Origin of the sequence: Pedobacter frigiditerrae (assembly GCF_004331645.1) — a bacterium.
GTDB classification, from domain to species: domain Bacteria; phylum Bacteroidota; class Bacteroidia; order Sphingobacteriales; family Sphingobacteriaceae; genus Pedobacter; species Pedobacter frigiditerrae.
Map to the genome: position 1 here is coordinate 453,496 of NZ_SJSK01000004.1, position 18,606 is coordinate 472,101.

General features: G+C 33.0%; 19 protein-coding genes and 1 tRNA gene. 13 read left to right on the plus strand and 7 right to left on the minus strand.

Annotated features, from left to right (window positions below; genetic code table 11):
• Positions 1-6: 6 nt before the first annotated feature.
• Genes EZ428_RS17080 through EZ428_RS17090 form a run of 3 tightly spaced genes read right to left on the minus strand, consistent with a single transcriptional unit; the run spans position 7 to position 4,145 of the window.
• Positions 7-891 carry an SdiA-regulated domain-containing protein gene (locus EZ428_RS17080; protein WP_225871083.1) on the minus strand — a complete coding sequence of 295 codons (885 nt, stop codon included), beginning with the start codon at positions 889-891 and terminating at the stop codon, positions 7-9.
• Entirely contained in the window at positions 884-2,938 is a 2,055-nt protein-coding gene (ppk1, locus tag EZ428_RS17085; RefSeq protein ID WP_131554401.1) for a polyphosphate kinase 1, read from the minus strand. The genes EZ428_RS17080 and ppk1 overlap by 8 nt, the downstream gene beginning before the upstream one ends.
• A gap of 1 nt (position 2,939) precedes the next feature.
• Entirely contained in the window at positions 2,940-4,145 is a 1,206-nt protein-coding gene (locus EZ428_RS17090; RefSeq protein WP_131554402.1) for a Pycsar system effector family protein, read from the minus strand.
• Between the two features lie 179 nt (positions 4,146-4,324).
• On the opposite strand from EZ428_RS17090, the gene EZ428_RS17095 reads away from it, so the two are divergent.
• The 4 genes from EZ428_RS17095 (at position 4,325) to EZ428_RS17110 (ending at position 8,926) form a co-directional block, all read left to right on the plus strand.
• Complete coding sequence (locus tag EZ428_RS17095; RefSeq protein ID WP_131554403.1) at positions 4,325-5,494, plus strand: alginate lyase family protein; 1,170 nt, start codon at positions 4,325-4,327, stop codon at positions 5,492-5,494.
• A 72-nt stretch (positions 5,495-5,566) separates the two neighbouring features.
• On the plus strand, positions 5,567-6,055 hold the full coding sequence (locus EZ428_RS17100; protein WP_131554404.1) for a TspO/MBR family protein: 489 nt from the start codon (positions 5,567-5,569) through the stop codon (positions 6,053-6,055).
• A gap of 64 nt (positions 6,056-6,119) precedes the next feature.
• Positions 6,120-8,402 (plus strand): patatin-like phospholipase family protein, encoded by a 2,283-nt coding sequence (locus tag EZ428_RS17105; RefSeq protein WP_131554405.1) that lies wholly within the window; start codon positions 6,120-6,122, stop codon positions 8,400-8,402.
• Positions 8,399-8,926 carry a hypothetical protein gene (locus tag EZ428_RS17110; protein ID WP_131554406.1) on the plus strand — a complete coding sequence of 176 codons (528 nt, stop codon included), beginning with the start codon at positions 8,399-8,401 and terminating at the stop codon, positions 8,924-8,926. The genes EZ428_RS17105 and EZ428_RS17110 overlap by 4 nt, the downstream gene beginning before the upstream one ends.
• Positions 8,927-9,185: 259 nt before the next feature.
• Here the strand turns inward: EZ428_RS17110 and tamL are convergent, their stop codons facing one another.
• A complete protein-coding gene (tamL, locus tag EZ428_RS17115) occupies positions 9,186-11,609 on the minus strand; it encodes a translocation and assembly module lipoprotein TamL (RefSeq protein WP_131554407.1) in 2,424 nt (807 codons plus the stop codon).
• Here tamL and EZ428_RS17120 point away from each other — a divergent pair.
• The 9 genes from EZ428_RS17120 to EZ428_RS17160 all read left to right on the plus strand — a co-directional run bounded on the left by EZ428_RS17120 (position 11,600) and on the right by EZ428_RS17160 (position 16,066).
• Complete coding sequence (locus tag EZ428_RS17120) at positions 11,600-12,346, plus strand: TrmH family RNA methyltransferase (protein ID WP_131554408.1); 747 nt, start codon at positions 11,600-11,602, stop codon at positions 12,344-12,346. The genes tamL and EZ428_RS17120 overlap by 10 nt on opposite strands.
• A gap of 100 nt (positions 12,347-12,446) precedes the next feature.
• Positions 12,447-12,518, plus strand: a tRNA-Cys gene (locus EZ428_RS17125).
• Positions 12,519-12,556: 38 nt separating this feature from the next.
• Positions 12,557-12,736, plus strand: coding sequence for a spore protein (locus EZ428_RS17130; protein WP_131554409.1), 180 nt, complete (start codon positions 12,557-12,559; stop codon positions 12,734-12,736).
• A gap of 226 nt (positions 12,737-12,962) precedes the next feature.
• Positions 12,963-13,520, plus strand: a complete 558-nt coding sequence (locus tag EZ428_RS17135) for a YdeI/OmpD-associated family protein (RefSeq protein ID WP_131554410.1) — start codon at positions 12,963-12,965, stop codon at positions 13,518-13,520.
• A gap of 67 nt (positions 13,521-13,587) precedes the next feature.
• Entirely contained in the window at positions 13,588-14,022 is a 435-nt protein-coding gene (locus tag EZ428_RS17140; protein ID WP_131554411.1) for an SRPBCC family protein, read from the plus strand.
• Between the two features lie 47 nt (positions 14,023-14,069).
• Positions 14,070-14,618 carry a hypothetical protein gene (locus EZ428_RS17145; protein ID WP_131554412.1) on the plus strand — a complete coding sequence of 183 codons (549 nt, stop codon included), beginning with the start codon at positions 14,070-14,072 and terminating at the stop codon, positions 14,616-14,618.
• Positions 14,619-14,624: 6 nt separating this feature from the next.
• The gene (locus EZ428_RS17150) at positions 14,625-14,990 is read left to right on the plus strand and encodes an iron chaperone (RefSeq protein WP_131554413.1); all 366 of its coding nucleotides are present in this window, start codon (positions 14,625-14,627) and stop codon (positions 14,988-14,990) included.
• Positions 14,991-14,994: 4 nt separating this feature from the next.
• Positions 14,995-15,393, plus strand: coding sequence for a GNAT family N-acetyltransferase (locus tag EZ428_RS17155; protein WP_131554414.1), 399 nt, complete (start codon positions 14,995-14,997; stop codon positions 15,391-15,393).
• Between the two features lie 76 nt (positions 15,394-15,469).
• Positions 15,470-16,066, plus strand: a complete 597-nt coding sequence (locus EZ428_RS17160; RefSeq protein ID WP_131554415.1) for a hypothetical protein — start codon at positions 15,470-15,472, stop codon at positions 16,064-16,066.
• 24 nt (positions 16,067-16,090) lie between these two features.
• Here the strand turns inward: EZ428_RS17160 and EZ428_RS17165 are convergent, their stop codons facing one another.
• The 3 genes from EZ428_RS17165 to EZ428_RS17175 form a co-directional block, all read right to left on the minus strand.
• Positions 16,091-17,122, minus strand: coding sequence for a quinone-dependent dihydroorotate dehydrogenase (locus tag EZ428_RS17165; RefSeq protein ID WP_131554416.1), 1,032 nt, complete (start codon positions 17,120-17,122; stop codon positions 16,091-16,093).
• 161 nt (positions 17,123-17,283) lie between these two features.
• The gene (locus tag EZ428_RS17170) at positions 17,284-17,934 is read right to left on the minus strand and encodes an NAD(P)-dependent oxidoreductase (protein ID WP_131554417.1); all 651 of its coding nucleotides are present in this window, start codon (positions 17,932-17,934) and stop codon (positions 17,284-17,286) included.
• 53 nt (positions 17,935-17,987) lie between these two features.
• Positions 17,988-18,398: an Rrf2 family transcriptional regulator gene (locus tag EZ428_RS17175; protein ID WP_131554418.1), complete on the minus strand. Its 411-nt coding sequence runs from the start codon at positions 18,396-18,398 to the stop codon at positions 17,988-17,990.
• Positions 18,399-18,606: the final 208 nt, after the last annotated feature.

Genomic DNA, 18,606 nt, shown 5'->3' on the forward strand with positions numbered 1-18,606 from the left:
TTAAATTTAAGGTTTTTTATAATCAAACCTTAAAATATTCCCTACAGTTGTTTCACTTCCTTCGTTAGAAATATATAGATTACCAGCATTATCAAACGCAATACCTTCTGGTTGATTAAACTCGTTAGAACTTAAATGATAAACTGCTTTAATTTTCCATTTAGAATCGGCAACAACTAATGCTTTATTAACTGAAGAAACAATGTACCATTCTTTTGTTAAAGGATTTACAGCTAATGCCGATGGATGAAAAGTTCCTTTCTTTTTGCCAGATAAATTGTCAACTTGACTAACATCTATACTAAAATTACCGGCAGATTTTAATGTGCCATCGCTTTGCAACGTTAATACATAACCACTAGTAACTTTAGTATCTTTATCTTGTTTGCAAGTTTTACACAATACGTAAACATTACCTGTGGTTTCATCAGCAAATAAGCCTTCGTAATCTCCTTTTGGGAAAAGCCCCGTTGTTTCAGTAACTTTTGAAACCTCTGCATTTTTAGTTTCGCTTAACGGAAAAGAGTATAAATCGCCATTGCTTTTGAGCATGATCACCCAACCTTTTGCAATTGTCACATCTTCATAATCGCCTTTTTTACCAAACTTTGTCTTTGTTTCATCTTTTGTACCTAATGGAAGACTGAATAAAGCTCCATCTTCATCCATCTCTGCATAAACAATTTTATTATCGCCTTTATTGAATGCAATTCCTGATATTTCTTGTAGAATATCTGGCATACCATATTTCTGAGGCTTTGTTAAATCATAACCAGTTGGGCTAACTGGACCTTTTGATTTTGTTTGAGAACAAGATAAAATAGCAAAACTAATTAGCGATGCTGATAAAAGTAAATATTGTATTTTTCTGATTTTAGGGTGATTAGACATTGTATTTCTCTTTTAATAATTCATAAATACGATATTGAGATTGCGTTGGTTTATGTTTTGTTACGACAGGAATGTTAATCATTTTGTCATTTATTTCTACTGCTTTAACATTATCTAAGAGCTGAAGTTTTAAAATAGATTTTATTTCTGCTTTTATCTCCTCGCTAAAAATCGGAAAACACACTTCTATTCTTCTGTAAATGTTTCTGTTCATCCAATCAGCACTACCAAGATAAATTTCTTCATCTCCTTGATTATGAAAAACAAAAACTCGTCCATGTTCTAAATATCTATCTACAATTCTTACAACTTTGATGTGATCACTCATTCCTTTTACACCCGGAATTAGCCTACAAATACCTCTAATAATTAATTCTATTTTAACACCAGCTTGCGATGCTTCATATAGTTTAGCAATTAAAATCTTTTCTTCTAAATTGTTAAGTTTGATGATAATTGACGCCTTTTCTCCAATTGAAGCATTCAAAATCTCTCTATTTATCAGATTTACAAAGGTTTGCTGTAAGTTAAATTGTGCAACCAATAAATACTCAAATTTTATTAAATCTGGGTCTGTAGGTTTAACACGTTTTGCCAGAAACATAAATAACAATTCCATTTCCCTTAACATACCCTGATGAGCAGTCATTAAAATATGGTCTGTATAAAAATTAGCTGTTGTCTCATTAAAATTACCCGTGGCAAATAAACCAGTATAGACCTTACGATTGTCGACCGCTCTTTTAACCAAGGCAATCTTTGCATGAACTTTTAATGCGGTAACACTATAAACAATATCAACTCCAGCCTCTTTCATTTTTTTAGCCCATTTGATGTTGTTTGCTTCATCAAATCGAGCTTTTAGCTCTACCAACACAAATACTTTTTTGCCATTTTTAGCGGCGCTGATTAAAGCATTTACAATTTTAGAATCGCTAGCAACACGGTATAAAGTCACGTAAATTTCTTCAACTTGTTTGTCTGTAGCTGCCTCATTAAAAAACCTTAAAACACTATCATAAGATTGATAAGGAGGATTAACGAGCATATCCTTCTGTAAAATTTCTTCATGTAATGATTTCTCTTTTACAACTTCAGGATAATTAATTTTAGGCCAAGATTGGTTCTTGAGACTTTTATCATTTGCAGGAAAAGAAGATAAATCTTTTAAGTTATGGTATCTTCCTCCTTCAACAATGTTTGCTTTTTGAAGATTCAGCTTATCTTTTATAAACTCCATTGTAACTTCTGGCACACCAGGTTGATGTAAAAACCGAGTTGCCAAACCAAAATCGCGTTTTTGCAATTGCTTTTCTATCTGCTCTGCTAAGTTTCCTGCATATTCATCTTTCAAATCAATTTCTGCAGTACGAGTAATCTTAAAACTAAAACATCCAGTAATTTCAGCATCCTTAAAAAGTATATCAAAATTATTTCTTATGATATCATCCAAAAAGACGATAAAAGTTTCTTCGCCTTTTTCAATTTTATAAAATCTTGGTAAATTATTACTCGGAATGTTTAATATGATAGTTTGTAGCTCTCCATCCTCAATTAAATTAATTAGAAAATAAAGCTCATTATTATTAGGGAAAAAAGAAGATTTCGCATCAGCCAAATTTACAGGTTGCAAAAATGCCAAAACCTGACTCAAGAAATACCTTCTAACCTCTTTGCATAATTCTTCAGGAATATCTACGCCATAAATAAAGTTAATCTTATGAGCTCGCAGTTGCGGAATAATGGTTTCTCTTAGCGCTTTGCCATATTCTTGTTGCTGATTCCGGATAGCTTGATTGGCATTCTCCAACAAGTCATCGGAAATTGAAATGTTATTTTTTTCCTTTCTACTTAGTTTCTCCAATGCCAATAAAACTGGCATACGCACACGGTAAAACTCATCCAAATTGGAAGAATAAATGGAGAGAAAATTAATACGTTCTAACAAAGGGACATCAGCTCTGCTCGCTTCTTCAAGTACCCGTTCGTTAAAAGAAAGCCAACTTAAATCTCTGTCAAAAAATTCATCTTTTACAGTTGTGGGCATTCTAACTTAATTTACCGTAACCAATATAAGAAAACACATAAGCTAAAACCGCAGCAATTAAGCCAAACATAAAAATGTTGTAGGCTATTCTTATCAGCTTGTATTTTCTGCCTAAAACTACACCTTGCGAATAAACATCAGTAATTAGCGTACCGTACAAAAACTCATTGTCGTTCATCACTTTTACCATTCCTTTAGAATAATCGTTCAAAGCCATTTTGTAGAAATTGCCGAAAAATAACAGGTTCACTTTTTTACGTTCTAAATCATTATCGGTAAACAAACCATCAGGAATTGAAGGTCTTGTAGCCAATATTGAAAATATTATGGTTGATAAACTCACCATTAATAAAATAAAAGTAGGTACTATTAAAAAGGCATTATCTTCTAATCTTCTTAATACCAAACTCACTATTAACGAAAGAATGATTGAGTTTACAGTAATTAGCAATTGCGCTTTATTATCAGCCATATCACTCAAACGTTGGTTATTAGAAGATGTAATACGAAACATAGTTTCAATCCCCTTATCGGGTCTTTTTTTATCTTTTTTGGTTAACAGTTTTTCTTGTATAATCGGTTTATCATCTTTTTTAATTTCAACTTCAGGTTCTTCTTTTAACTTATTTCTTAATTTTTCAATGTTTACAGTTTTTTGGTCGTTAAGTAGCAATACACAATAATCTGTATGATATTGCTGACTTTCTAAAAACTCGATGTCTCTTTTACGCCACTCATTTTTGCTGATATCTTTATTGTAGAGCAACTCAATTTCCTTGTGCATCAGCTTTCTTTTTTTGCTAAAATCTTCCGTGCCCAAATGAAATAAATCACCATCGCACAAAATATTTTCTAACTGATTAGTAGGTTTTTGAGGCATTTTTGTTGACAGAATTACCTGCATAACAGCATCTCTAACATCTGCAGGAACATCATTTTTCTTTAGATAATCAACTGCTAAATCTGCACCAATTTGCTCATGGTTTTGCGTGTCTTCAAAATATCCTGTATCATGAAACCAAGCTCCAGTCATTACAATAAAAAAGTCTTTATCGTTTAATTGATAGTGATTGGCAATTTGCATAGTTGCCTTAACTACATCTTGCGTATGTTCTAAGTTATGGTAAACCAGGTTTTCATTGTGATGAGTATGGAAGTAATCCATTACAAATTCTTTCACATCTTCTAAAAGGCGTTTGTATTTCATTTCTATTTATTTGAGAAGTATTTTGATGGTTTATTTTTTTCGTAAAACGATAGATTTTTCAATTTCTATATAATTAATTACATATTTACGAAAGATAAGGAATTTTATTCATGGCATATCAAAAACCCCATAAAATGAAAATTGTTTTATCTATGTATTATTCTTAATCAATCCTAACAATGAAATTTTTTAAAGCTTTTTGTTTCCTAATTATTTTACTCTTTACTATCGGATGGAAGAATGACGATTCAATTAAATCAGCCATTACGGCCACACTTCGTAAACAAACATTAGATGAAGCGAAATGGGCTTTGCAACAAAAACCAATTACTGTTAGTGCAGAAATTGCTAGTAGAAGTGCCGGTGGCAAAAATGATTTTTATTCTGAAGGTGATTATTGGTGGCCAAATCCAGAGAAACCAGATGGCCCATATATTCAAAAAGATGGATTAACAAATCCACAAAATTTTGTTGCCCACAGGTTGGCTATGATTCGGTTTAGTAAGATAATTGGGGCATTAGCTTCTGCTTACAAAATAACTGGCGATGAGAAATACGTTAAACAAGCTGTTATTCATGTTAATGCTTGGTTCATCAATCCAAATACAAAAATGAACCCTAATCTTTTATACGCACAAGCCATTAAAGGTGTTGCCACTGGGCGAGGAATTGGAATTATAGACACTATTCAGTTAATGGAAGTTGTGCAAGGAATTATTGCCATTCAAAATGCCAAGTCATTACCAAAGACAACTATTGATGGTGCAAAAAAATGGTTTGCTGAATATTTAATTTGGTTAACAACACATCAATATGGTAAAGATGAAATGAATGCAAAAAACAACCATGGAACTTGCTGGGTAATGCAAGTAGCTTGTTTTGCTAAATTTACGGGCAATAAAGAACTCTTAAATTTTTGTATTGATAGATATAAAACAGTTCTACTACCTCAACAAATGGAAAAAGATGGGAGTTTACCTTTAGAATTAAAGCGCACTAAACCTTTCGGTTATTCTCTTTTTAACCTTGATGCTTTTGCAACAATTTGTCAGCTATTAAGCACAAGGCAAGATAATCTTTGGACTTACAAAACAAAAGATGGAGTTGGAATTAAAAAAGGTGTAGCGTTTTTATATCCTTTTATTGCTGATAAAACCAGATGGCCATATGCAAAAGATGCCATGCACTGGGAAAGTTGGCCTGTAGCGCAACCATCTATCCTATTTTCTGCAATTGCTTATCAAAACAAGGAATGGTTTAATACTTGGCAAAAAGCAGAACACAGTCCAAAAAACGAAGAGGTAATTAGAAATTTACCAGTTAGGCACCCACTAATTTGGATTGATTAGATATTGTACAAATATTAAAACAAGCCTGCTAAATCTTTGTTAACATTAAGTTAAATTAACATCTAATCTATAATGAATAGTCGTAGTAACAGATTTCAATTTTTTCCGTTTATAATCTGCCTTTTAATCCCATTAGCTATTGGTGCAATTGGTGGTTTTTTAACTTTCGAATCCGTTAAAACCTGGTACACAACTTTAAACAAACCATCATTTAATCCTCCAAATTGGATATTTGGTCCTGTTTGGACTACCTTATACATTTTAATGGGTATTTCTTCTTATCTAGTTTGGCAAAGACGAAAGATTGTATCTGGATATTCTTGGGCAGTTGGTGTTTATTTACTGCAATTGTTGCTTAATTTAATGTGGTCTTACTTATTCTTTTACCAACAACAGATTGGTTTCGCACTCATAGAAATTGGCATTTTATTGTTAACGATAATTGTAAATACATTTATTTTTTATCGCATAAATAAAATAGCTGGCTTGCTATTTATACCTTATATTCTTTGGGTCAGTTTTGCGTCTTATTTAACTTATTCTATTTTTATTTTAAACTAATTTAAAAAGAAAACGATATTTTTATAGGGTGATGTATCCTAAAAAGCTATTCGTTTTATTTCTTATGCTTTTGGTGCTACAAGTTAAAGCACAAAAGGTTGGCTTAGTTTTAAGCGGCGGTGGCGCCAAGGGTTTGGCTCATATAGGTACACTTAAAGCACTCGAAGAAAACAATATTCCAATAGATTATATTACGGGAACATCAATGGGTGGTATTGTTGGTGCAATGTACGCAGCAGGTTATTCTCCTACACAAATAGAGAAAATAGCATTAAGTGCTGATTTCCAGGATTGGGTGGCCGGAAAATACAAAAGTGATTATAGTTATTACTTCCAGAAAACGAACGCAAACGCTTCTATTCTTACCGCAAAATTATCAATTGATACAAGTTTAAGGTTAAATTTTAGGTCCAATATTGTAAATGATATTCCGCTTAATTTCGCTCTTTTAGAATTATTTTCACAAGCATCAGCCATTTCAAAAGATAATTTTGACAACCTATTTGTACCGTTTCGTTGTATGGCATCTGATGTTTTATCTCAAAAAAGTCTTACAGTTGGCAAAGGAAGTTTAGCAGAGGCAGTTAGGGCAACCATGACGGTTCCTTTGGTATATAGGCCAATTAAACTAGATGGAAAATATGTTTTTGATGGTGGCTTATACAATAATTTCCCTGCTGATGTGATGAAAACTGAGTTTAAACCAGACTTTATTATTGGTGCAAATGTCTCATCCAAAACATTTAATACTTATCCAAAAAATGATGACAAGTTAATGAACAGATTTTTGGTATATATGTTTCTTTCCAAATCCGATTCTACTTTGGTTGGCGATAATGGTATTTATATTCAGCCAGATTTAATTGATTATACTACTACCAATTTTACACCTGTTGCAGAGCTAATTAAACGGGGCTATGATGCGACAATGACTGATATGGCAAATATTAAAAAAGCAATTGCAAGAAGAGTTAATAACGAAGAATTAACCTCAAAACGATTGATTTTTAATCAGCGTAAACCAGATTTAGTTTTTAGCAATGTAACCGTTTCTGGCGTTAATTCTCAACAAAAAAAATATATAGAGCGGCTTTTCAAAAGTGATAACGCAACCTTCAATTTAGCAGATATTAAACGAGGTTATTATAAATTAGTGGCCGATGAAACTTTTGAAACTGTTTATCCAAAAATATCATATCATCCAGAAACAGACAGTTACAATTTTGAAATTGTAGCACAGCCGAAAAAGAGTTTCAAGATAGATTTTGGCGGTAATATTTCATCAAGACCAATAAGTAATGTTTACTTGGGTTTACAATATAATTACCTTAATCGTAAAGCTTATACGGTTGGTGCTAATTTTTATTCGGGAAGATTTTATGAATCTGCGCAGGTAAGTGGTCGTTTAGATTATCCATCGGGATTACCCTTGTATCTCGCAGCAGAGCTGACTTATAATCACTGGAATTACTATAACACAAGTCAGATTTTTATTGAGAATCCTCATCCAACTTATATTGAACAAGCTGACAGGAAAATTGACTTGAAATTTGGAATGCCTTTAAATCGCAATGCCAGACTTACTTTAAGCGCAGCTTTTATTAATAATAACGATAGGTACAGCCCTACTAATACCTTTGCTGTTGGGGATATATTAGACAGAACTGTTTTTAATGGATTAAAAGGTAGTTTAACATTTGATAAAAATTCCTTAAACAGAAAACAATATGCGGATAGAGGACATAGTTTTTTATTAAGCGTTAGTTTTACTACGGGGAAAGAAAATTATACACCAGGAAACATTTTTAGAACATTAACATCATTTACAAACCAACTTGCCATTCAGCGTACTTTTAGAGAATGGGGAAGCATTAAATTGAGCGATGAACATTATTTTCTACATTCTAAAAACTATAGCTTAGGCTATTTGGTCGAGGGTGTAATTTCCAATCAACCATTGTTTTTTAATTATTATTCATCTCTTTTAGCCGCTCCGGCTTTTTATCCATTGCAGGATAGCAAATCGTTATTTTTAGAAAACTTTAGAGCAACAAGTTATTTAGCTGGAGGATTAAAAAACATATTTCACATCAAAAAGAACTTCGATTTTAGATTAGAAGGCTATTTAATGTTACCTTACAAAGATTTTCAAAAAGAAGGACTACAGGGCGTAAAGTATGCCGGTGCCATTAGTAAATGGCGTTATGCAGGAACGGCTGGACTAGTTTACCATACTCCAGTTGGACCAGTAAGTTTTAGTTATAATTTATACGATGATAACAATAAAAGAAACGGAGTTTTACTACATTTAGGTTACCTAATTTACAATAAACGGTCTATAGAATGAGAAATATAATTGTATTGTTTTTAATGTTAATTTGCAGCAGTTGTTTTGCACAAAATGCCGATATCAATAACTTTTTAGTGAAGGAAAGTTTATTAAAAAACAGCAAACTTGCCATAATTGCAGCTGATTCACTTGAAAATCCGTTGGAGCAAATTAATGGAACTTATACTTTTAGTGTAAGTGGTTTTACACAACAATTAACCTTTAATGATGGTGTTGCCATTTTACCATTGGCGATTGATAAATCTACTTTTGTTTACATCAAACATCAAAATGACAGAGGTACACACAGTAAATTACTGTATGTTTATAAGAAAGAAGGAAATTTAAATCCTTTCACAATCAGCAGAATTTTCTTGATTATCATTCCTTTAATTATCGTTGTTCTTGCTTTTGCCTTTAAGAAATTCATTTACATTGCCGTTGTTTTGCTCATTATTTTTATGATTTTTAGCTACAGCAACGGTTTGAATATTTCTACCTTCTTTGAAACTACTTTTGATTATTTAAGGAATTTGGTGTAAGAAGTTTATTGGTTCATTAGTATCACTAGTTCATTTGGCGTGATGCAACTTTAAATAGTAGCACAGGACTTTGTTAAGTAAACTGGATTGAAGCGACATCCTTTATGATTGTCATCCTGAGCCTGTCGAAGGATAATTATAAAGATATAGCGTAAAAGCCAGACTAACTTTAACAGGTTCACTGGAATTGCTTTTCGAATGATTTAAACTCAGGATAGATTATTAATCAATTCGTAATTCCTAAATCCAAAATCGTCAATTAAAAAGGCATTCCTATACCAAAATTATATTGCATGAAACGATATCTATCTGGAGAATGGTCTGCCAAATACCTAGCTTTAAAATCTCTTGCTCCGTTAAAATATTTCCCAATAACCCATTGTTCTGAACCAGCAAATTGAGGATCTTTAAGTTTTAAGCCTAAATCGAATCTAAACACAAAAAACTGAACATCGTACCTAAAACCAAACCCCGTTCCAATAGCTATTTGCTCTCCCAATCGTTTAAAATCGAAATAAGTTTCTGGCCTAGGATTATTTGGAGAGATATTCCATACGTTACCTGCATCAAGAAAAGTAGCACCTCTTAATTTACCTCCAAAAAGCTTATTGATTAACATGAATCGATATTCTAAATTGGTTTCAATTCGCATTTGGCCCAGTTGGTCAATACCATAAGATGCCTTTCTAGCAGCCTCACTTTTAATTACATCCCTGTTGTAATTACCAGGACCTAACGTTCTAGCTTGCCAAGCACGTACACCGTTTGAACCACCCGCATAGAATAATTTTTCGAATGGTACAGAAATAGAGTTTCCGTAAGCATAACCTACGCCACCATTTATTCTTGCAACAAATTGTCTTTCTGCACCTAAACGCTTGTACCAACGTAAATCTATTTCAGGCCTAACATATTGATTAAATGGCAAACCGAAAATTGTTCCGAAGTCACCATTTTGAGGGTCATGTTTATCTCCTGCCAAGCTAGATATACCCGATAATAAGTTACCGGCAATATCTATGTTTCCTCTAAAATAAATGAACGTTCTATTCTCTAATAGTTTATCAGCGTTTAGAGAATACGCATATTTCATCCCTAGGGTAAAATCTTTACGCCCTAGCAATTGGATGTTATAAGAACTATTTCTTAAAATTTCTTCATTAACAATGTAGTTTGGATTTGTTTTATCATTGCTATCGATTAAAACACTACCAAAACGATACTCAAAATTTAGAGGAGTGAATGAGTGAAGTTTAGATTTTGTTTCTACCCAATCGTAGCTCACAGAATTGATAAAAATGCGTCGAACAGTAATATCTTTTTGTAGGGCATACAAATAACTAGTAGAGAAAGTTGTGTATGGCATTCCATTTTTTCCCATCATAGGTATGCCAAAAGGAATCATTAACCTTGGAACAGTTAAACCAGCACTAACTGAAAAATCCCTTTGATAGATATTTTTAAAGATAGGAACACCTTTTTCATTAAGCATTTGCAAACCGCCCTTTATTTGAAACTGAAATCGCTCTGCTCCTCGTAAAAAATTATTATCTGTGTAGGTATTACTAACGTTAAAACCTAGTGTTCCACTGTTAAAAGGAACCTCAATTTCCATCCTATCGCTTCTTCTTTTTTGCGGAATTAAGAAAATAACGGGGTCAATTTTAGCGGTACTATCCTTAGCTTTATTGTAATCTATTTTAACATTTTTAAACACATTTAATTCGTAAAGCCTATCATAGGTTAAAACTTCCTTTCTGATATCGTAAGTTTCTCCTTCCCTAATGAAATCGTAGCGTACAATGGGGTTTCTTCTAAACCTTTTTGAAAGGTCTGTAAATTTAATGCCTCTAAAAGCTTTTTTGTTTTTTAACGAGTCTGAAAGTTTATCTAAATCAGTAAAACCTTCTGAATTTTCGGCAATAAGAATATTTGTTTCGCCTATACTATAGGTCTTGTGTTTTGTACCATCGAGTGGATTTTCGATAATTAACTTTACACCTACCTTGCTATTATTTTGATTTGAATCTGGACTATAACTAATATAAGGACGTACAAAATCATAATATCCATTTTGACGCATCAGCTGATAAATTTGTTCTCTTTCGTAGGTTAGAGAATCAGCATCATATTGTTTGCCTACACGTAAATGAGTAAAAGACTCTTTATTTGAAAGGTAAAGGTTTTTAATGGTGGTATCGGTAATTTGATATGTAATTCCATTTATAAAAAATGGCGGACCAGGCTTAGCCACGAACCTCAACTTTGCTTTTTTGTCTTTTACTTCGATTTCAGATTTCACCTTTGCCATAAAGAAACCCTTGCTTTTTAAGTATTTCTCTATTTGGTTACGCGAAATCTCTACCAATGCACTATCTAAAATTGGAGGTGGATCGCCAAGAGGTTTGATATTACTAGTTTTATATTTGCCATTTTTAGTATTAAAAATATTGTAAATACCCACATTTAAACCTAAAATGGATGGCCGAATGTCTTTTTGGATATAATTATAGGCATTCTCTTCATAAGCTTTATCAATGCTATCAATTTTAACCTTCTTAACTATAGATTGATAGTCTTCAATATATTTTGTTGAAGAACATCCTGCCACAAAAACAAGAATAAATAGTAATATTGTAAGAATTTGTACCTGCTGCTTATAGTTATTATTGTATGCTTTCAAAATCTCAAATCAGTTTTATAAAATCGCTACATCAAAAGAAGTACCGCAAAGAAAGTGGGATATTTATTATTGAAGGTATAAAATCTATCACAGAATTCATAAATTCAAGTTATCAGTTAAATAGCATCTATTATACTCATGCTTATGCTCCACTATTGCCAAATAACCTCACAAATATAAAGTTATTTGAAGTAAACAACGCCGAATTAGAGAAGATTAGTACTTTGCAAACACCGCAAGGAATTATAGCCCTGGTTCATATCCCTGCTAAACAAGAAATAGACCTCAATAGTTTGAAGAATTCTTTCTCTTTAGTACTGGATGATGTACAAGACCCTGGTAATTTTGGGACCATTATTCGTACTGCCGATTGGTTTGGGATAAAAAATGTGATTTGTTCTGAAAACACAGTTGAAGCTTATAATCCCAAAACAGTACAGTCTACCATGGGTTCTTTATGCAGGACGAATGTAAGTTATACTGACCTCAACTCCTTTTTATCAAAAATTAAACTCCCGATATTTGGAGCTTTATTAGAGGGAAATGATATTTACAAAACAAATTGGGGCAATGAAGGGTTAATTTTGTTGGGCAATGAAGGACATGGAATCAGTGATTTACATTTAGAAAAAATTACAACTCCAGTCACTATTCCAAGGTTTGGCAAGGCCGAATCACTAAATGTTGCCGTATCTGCAGCCATATTTTGTAGTGAATTGAGTAGAAATAAGAAATAAATTGAAATAAAAAGCAATCAGCTTTGCATACTAACTTATAATTGTTATTTTTGTGCCCCGTAAGGAAAGGCATTCCTTTGGAACAACCTTGAATTTAAAAGGTCGAGTGGCCGAGAGGCTTAGGCTCAGCTCTGCAAAAGCTGCTACAGCGGTTCGAATCCGCTCTCGACCTCAGATTAACAATAATTAAAAGAAATAAAGCTTATTATCATGGCAGTAACAAGATTAAAAAGAAAAGATAGATACAATAAAAATGTTTCTCGTTTAGAAGTTAAAACTTTAAAATTAGCTACTAACTTAGAATTGGGAAGCCGTTCTAAACAATCTAAAACAGACCAATTAGCTAAAAACAATGCAATTTTAGCTCAATTAGTTGCAGCTAACGGATAGTTAGATTTTTTCTTTAAAAGATTAAAAAAGCATCTCAGATTTATTTTTGGGATGCTTTTTTGTGCTTTAAGTTTTTTTATTAGTTCATTGGCATCATTAGTTCATTGGCCATAAGTCAATAACTAAATTCTTATTTCATTTTCTGCCCAACTATTCCTTGCCCTTACACCATGTTTTAACGCAAAAAATATTATTGCCATTGCCTCCTAAAATTTACCTTTATTAAATGGAACCTCAATTCTTCGAAAAACCAACATTGTTTAGAGAATGGTTAAAAAAAAATCATCAAACCAAAACAGAATTATTAGTAGGTTTTTACAAGGTTGGAAGTGGAACACCAAGTATGTCATGGCCCGAATCTGTTGATGAAGCACTTTGCTTTGGATGGATTGACGGCATCAGGAAATCCATAGATGAGAAAAGTTATACTATCCGTTTTACGCCCAGAAAGCCAACTAGTATTTGGAGTGGCATTAACATCAAAAAAATGGATGAATTGATTAAAAAAGGTCTGATGCAACCAGCAGGTCTAACCGCTTTTCAGCATCGAAAAGAAGAGAAATCAGGGGTTTATATTCACGAAAATGAAGCTAGAAAACTAAACTTAGCATTTGGGGAAAAATTTAAAGCCAATAAAAAGGCTTGGGATTTTTTCTCTACACAAGCTCCATCCTATCAAAAATTGATAATAGGCTGGATAATGGGTGCCAAACAAGAAGCCACACAACTCTCACGACTAGAAAAAGCAATTGCTGAAAGTGAGCTTCTAAAAAGAATGAGATAAATTAATGAACATAAACCTATTCCAAGTGTTATTTACTTTTAAATAAGATACATCTAAAATAATTATTATGAAATCAGAAAATGTTGTAGTTGAAAGAACATACAGTGCTCCTATTGATAAAGTTTGGAGTGCAATAACAAATATTGATGAAATGAAAAACTGGTATTTTCAATTAGAAGATTTTCAACCTAAGGTTGGTTTTAAGTTTGATTTTATTGGCGGGCCAGAAGACGGCATACRAKATCTCCACCTATGTGAAGTGACAGAAGTTATTGAAGGAAAAAAAATAACTTACACTTGGCGATATGATAACTATCCAGGTAATTCAATTGTTACTTGGGAATTGTTTGACAAAGACGAACAAACTTTATTACAACTTACACATACTGGCCTAGATACACTTGCAGAAGGTGGGCCAGATTTTGCGAAAGCCAATTTTGTAGAAGGCTGGACTTATTTTGTACATACTGCCTTAAAAGGATATTTAGAGCCCGAAGTTTAGCATCATAAAAGAGTTTGCATTTTTTGAATTAAAGTTTAATTTTAAAAATGGAAAATTCTGAAATGACATCACCATTGCCACTACTAAGTTTTAAACCTGACGGTGAATTAGACATTAAACCTTCTACAACTTCATCAAAAACTGATTTTGATTTTTTTGAAGGAAAATGGAATCTTCATAACAAGAAACTAAAGACAAGGTTTAACAATTGTAATGAATGGGTGGAGTTTTTATCAACTCAAGAAATGTACAAAATTCTAAACGGAATTGGCAATATAGACAATTTCTTGGTAGATTTTGATGGAGAAAAATTTGAAGGAATGACCGTTAGGCTTTTCAATCCAAAAACAAAATTATGGAGTATTTATTGGGCAGACTCTAACAATGGTATATTAGATCCGCCAGTTGTTGGTTCATTTGAGAGTAATGTTGGGCATTTTTTTGCAAAGGATATTTTTGAGGGAAAAGAAATAATTATGGCATTTCGATGGGATGCAAGAGACCTGAACAATCCTATTTGGAGCCAAGCCTGTTCTTTAGATAAGGGAAATAACTGGGAATGGAATTGGTATATGTTTATGAGTAGAATTAATTAAAGCTTTATGGAAACAAGCAAAATAACAACCATTGATGAATATCTAACTGGGTTTCCCACTCTTACAAGAGAATATTTAAACCAAGTTAGGGAAGCAATACAAACTGCAGCTCCTGAAGCTGAAGAATCAATTAGTTATGCAATGCCTGCCTTCAAATTAAAAGGGAAATCCTTAGTATATTTTGCAGGATATAAAGGTCACATTGGTTTTTATGCTACACCAACTGGACATAAAGCATTCGAAAAAGATTTGTCGGTCTATAAACAAGGTAAAGGCTCGGTTCAATTTCCGTTAGACAAACCAATGCCTTTAGATTTAATAGCTAGAATTACAAAATTTAGGGTTGAGGAAACATTAAAAAAGAAAAATTAGACTTATGGAAATTAGCTATAAAACCGATGTCACACCATCAACTAGTCAAATAATCGAATTATATGAAAGTTCCGGTCTTCCTAGGCCAATACATGATGTAGAAAGAATAGCAGCAATGTACAAGAATTCAGATTTGATCGTAACTGCTTGGGATGGCGAAAATCTTGTAGGAGTTTCTAGGACAATTACAGATTGGGTATGGTCTAGTTATCTTGCAGACTTAGCGGTAAGTCCTAACTATAAAAAATCCGGAATTGGTAAAAAATTGATTGAAATAACCAGAGCAAAACTTGGTGAACAATCAATGGTTTTATTGCTTTCTGTTCCCACAGCGATGGAGTATTATCCAAAAGTAGGTTTTACAAAAGAAAACAGGGGTTTCATCATTGAAAGAAGTAAATAAATAGCAATATTTTTTTTTGAAAAGGTGAGAATAATGATTTGATATATTAAATTGGGTCAAAATTAACTCAGCTCTCATGATTGTTTACGGAACATCCACTACTAAAATTGCGACAGAAACTATACCAGATAAATGCTTAAACTGTAGCAACCAATTTACTATACAATTAAACGTTTTTCAAAGATATGTACACCTGTTTTGGATTCCATTTCTTCCTGCCGGAAAAATTGGTATTTCACAGTGCACACATTGCCATGAGGTTTTAGAACAAAGTAACTTCACTTATAACCTAACAGAAACTTATAAGAATGCTAAATCAAATTCTAAAACTCCAATTTGGATTTTTTCTGGCTTTTTAGTGGTAGCATTTATCATTGCTGGCGGAATGCTTTATAGCAAACAGGATGATGCAAAAAATGCTAAAATCATATTATCTCCACAAAAAAACGATGTCTATGAAATTAAATTACCTAATCAAAGTTACACGCTTTACAAAGTTGAGAAGGTTGTTGGAGACAGCGTATTTTTAACGCCAAATAAATTTGAAACAAATCAAATAAGCGGATTATCAGACTTAGAAGAAAAAGGCTATAGTGAAGAAGTTTTCTCCTTAGTTAGAAACGACTTAAAGGATATGCTCGAAAAAGGCAAAATTATGGATATCAATAGGTAATTGAGCTCCAGAAAGCCATTCAAATTACTTAACCAATTCCTTACAAATCCTTTTTACCAAACCAGGTCCTTCATAAATAAAACCCGTATACAGTTGCACTAAAGCTGCACCAGCTTCAATTTTATCTTTCGCATCTTGCGGAGAATGAATACCTCCAACTCCAATAATTGGAAAAGATTGATTAGATTTTTCTGATAGGTAACGAATAACTTCAGTAGAGCGTTGAGTTAATGGTTTTCCACTTAAACCACCCATCTCACTTTTCACTTTTTCGTCTGTATAAAGTCCGTTTCTATCTATTGTAGTATTTGTTGCAATAACTCCAGCTATACCAGTTTCTTGAACAATTTCTACAATATCGTCTAATTGTTCGTTAGTTAAATCTGGTGCAATTTTTAATAGTATAGGACGAGAAATATCGTTTTTTAAATTGCGTTGTTGCAAAGTATTTAGCAATTCTTTTAAAGGTTCTTTTTCTTGTAAAGCTCTTAATCCTGGTGTGTTTGGAGAGCTTACATTGACCACAAAATAATCTACAACATCAAATAAGCGATCAAAACATTTAATGTAATCGCCAGTTGCATCTTCATTTGGCGTATTTTTATTTTTGCCAATATTACCACCAACCACAATGCTAGGGTCTTTGTCTTTCAGCAATCGCAAACGTTCTGCCATAACATCAACGCCTTTGTTATTAAAGCCCATTCTATTGATTATTGCACTATCGTCTTGCAACCTAAACATCCTAGGTTTATCATTACCAGGTTGTGGTAAAGGTGTTACCGTGCCTACTTCTATAAAACCAAAACCAAGATTGCTTAAAGCCTCTACGTATTCGCCATTTTTATCGAATCCTGCAGCTAAACCAACCGGATTTTTAAATTTGATGCCAAAAACTTCTCTTTCTAAACCTTTTAAATGAATATCATAACTACCTCTTAGAATGGTTTTACCTAAAGGGAAATAATCGTGAAACCATTTTAAACGTTTTACAACAAAGTGATGAACATTTTCTGGGTCGAACTTGAAAAAAATAGGTTTGATGAGGCGATACATACTGCGAAGATACTTAAGAAGATGGGAAATGTAAAATGGAAGAGGGAAAAGGGGAAAATTTAGAATCAATATTGTTGAATTGCTTTATTGTTTGGGCAAATCGCAATACACACATCTCAATCACATCTTCCAACTTACCTCTTCAATTTAACATTTCTTCATTAGTATGCTGCCGTAAATTGCTCTTGGTGATGTGCTTTATTTTCCAATTCATCTGCTATTACGATTGCCAAATCTTCTACCGATAAAATAGAACGACCTTCTTCATTAAATACAGGACTTGTTTTACCTAAGCGATATTTACCTGTGCGACCAATAGTAATTCCTGGGTGCATTTCTATCGCTGGACTAAAAAACAACCAGTCTAATTCTGTTTCTTGTTTAAGCGTGTTAAAATAATCCCTTACTGCTGATGCACCTGGATAAATTTCTGCCGGGAATTGAGGTGCATCAACCAGTTGGTTACCATCAATTTCCAAAGTTCCTGCCCCACCTATAAAGATATAACGTTTTACTCCAGACAATTTTACTGCCTCCTGAATTGCTGTTGCCCCTGTGATGGTGTCATTATAAAGATTTGGGTTTGTCCACCCTGCATTAAAAGCGCTAACCACAGCATCAGCACCTTTTAATGCGGCAGCTAATTGCTCCTTATCTAAAACATCAACTGCTACTTTGGTTAGTTTTTCATCAGTGCTTTCAATTTTATCCAAGTTGCGGGCAATGGCAATTACTTCGTTTCCACGACTTAATAATTCGTTAAAAATGGCTGTTCCCACAAACCCTGTGGCGCCTAAAATTGCTACTTTCATATTATTTATTTTTATATTGTAATTAATTTTATTACAGTTTAGCGTAAAAAATTTTACTTGAATTTTTGACTAAAATCTGCCAAGCTTTGTTTGCTCAACTGTTCAATCAACACTAATTCTGTATCGTTATATAAATTATTTAAATGTTCATTAATGTCTTTTCCAACAGGACATTTTGGATTTGGTGTGTTTTTTTGATGGCCTAAAAGTGATAGCTGTCTAACACTTTGGTAAACTTCGCCCAGGCTAATTTCCTTTGCAGATTTAGCTAAAGATGAACCCCCATTTTTACCTTCTTTGCTTTCTACAAATCCGTGGTTACGTAAGCTACTTAATTCTTTACGCACCATTGCCGGATTGATATTAATGCTTCCAGCTAAATACTCAGAAGACAACAATTCATCCTTCGCTTTATCAAGCAAGGTTAAAATATGCAGAGCAATGGCAAATCTTCCGTTGTTCATTCTGTAATTATTTTTATTACAGTACAAAGGTATAAACAAAATTTATAAATCCAAATTCAAATGGAAGATATATTAATCCATTTTCCATCTTACTTCTTCCATTTTACATAATTAGTAGTTGCAAAAGCCGTTGTTAAATAAACCCTGTTGTAGCAAAAATCCCCCGATCCTTTTCGGGGATCCCAGCAAAAAACGCGACTGATTTTGC